General features: G+C 74.7%; 1 protein-coding gene. It reads left to right on the top strand.

Annotated elements, in window-relative coordinates; all coding sequences use genetic code 11:
• Positions 1–454 precede the first annotated feature (454 nt).
• On the top strand, positions 455–1,219 hold a 765-nt coding region (locus GA0115240_RS12895), incomplete at its 3' end, for a helix-turn-helix transcriptional regulator (RefSeq protein ID WP_346267940.1).

Genomic DNA, 1,219 nt, shown 5'->3' on the forward strand with positions numbered 1-1,219 from the left:
GGGCAGGCGCGGCGCCTGACCGGGGGCGCGGCGGCGATCCCGGCCGCCGGTGCCCGCACCGTAGGGAGCATCCGTACCGTCTCCGCCGCTCATGCCGCCGCCTCCCGATCGTGCCGTTCGCGCCTTCATGGACCCAACGTGGCCTAGACCACGTGGGTCTGGCAAGCGGGCCGCCGAGCCCGATCCCGCACGGACGCGACGAAGAGTCCTCGGACGGGCACCGATCGTAGTCGCGGGGCGGGGTTTCTCCCGCGTCGCCCGGGGCGAGCGGGGGTGCGCCAGTACCCCTCAGCGCCGCGGCGCCGGAGCTTTCCGCGTCGTAGCGTGGAAGGCATGACCGATCGACGCCCCGCGGCCGGCGACAAGGGCGAACTGCGCGAATTCCTCCGTACCCGCCGGGCCCGGATCACCCCCGAGGAGGCCGGCCTGACCCCCCGCGCCGGGGAGCCGCCGGGTGCCGGGGCTGCGCCGCGAGGAAGTGGCCCAGCTGGCGGGGGTGAGCGTCGACTACTACGTGCGCCTGGAGCGCGGGCGGGGCGCGAACGTGTCCGAGGCCGTCCTGGATGCCATCGCCCGCGCGCTGCGCCTGAGCGACGACGAGCGCGAGCATCTTTTCGCGGTGGCCCGGCCCGCGCGGGACCGGCCCCGGCCGCTGCCGCCGCAGCGGGTACGGCCCGGCCTGTACCGGCTCCTGGAGACGATGACGGAGGTTCCGGCCCTCGTCCTGGGGCGCCGGACCGACGTGCTGGCGACCAATCGGCTGGCCCGTGCCCTCTACACGGATTTCGACGCGCTGCCGCACCGCGAGCGGAACATGTCCCGTTTCATCTTCCTGGACGACAGCGCCCGCGAGCTGTACGCGGACTGGGAAGGCGTCGCCCGCTCCAGCGTGGCGTCGCTGCACCTCTACGCCGGGCAGCACCCGCACGACCCGCGGCTGGCCGAGCTGATCGGCGAGCTGTCGGTGCGCGACCCGGATTTCCGCCGCTGGTGGGCGGACCACGACGTACGCCGCCGCAGCTTCGGCTCCAAGCACTTCCACCACCCGGTGGTGGGCGACCTCACCCTGGACTACGAGGCCCTGGGCGTCATCGGCGACCCCGAGCAGGTGCTGGGCGTCTACACCGCCGAGCCGGGCAGCCCGTCCGAGGGGGCGCTGCGGCTGCTGGCGAGCTGGACCAGTGAGGTGGCCGGCGCGGACCGGCCCGATCTCCCCCTG

It is taken from the genome of Streptomyces sp. DvalAA-14 (assembly GCF_900091855.1).
GTDB lineage: Bacteria > Actinomycetota > Actinomycetes > Streptomycetales > Streptomycetaceae > Actinacidiphila.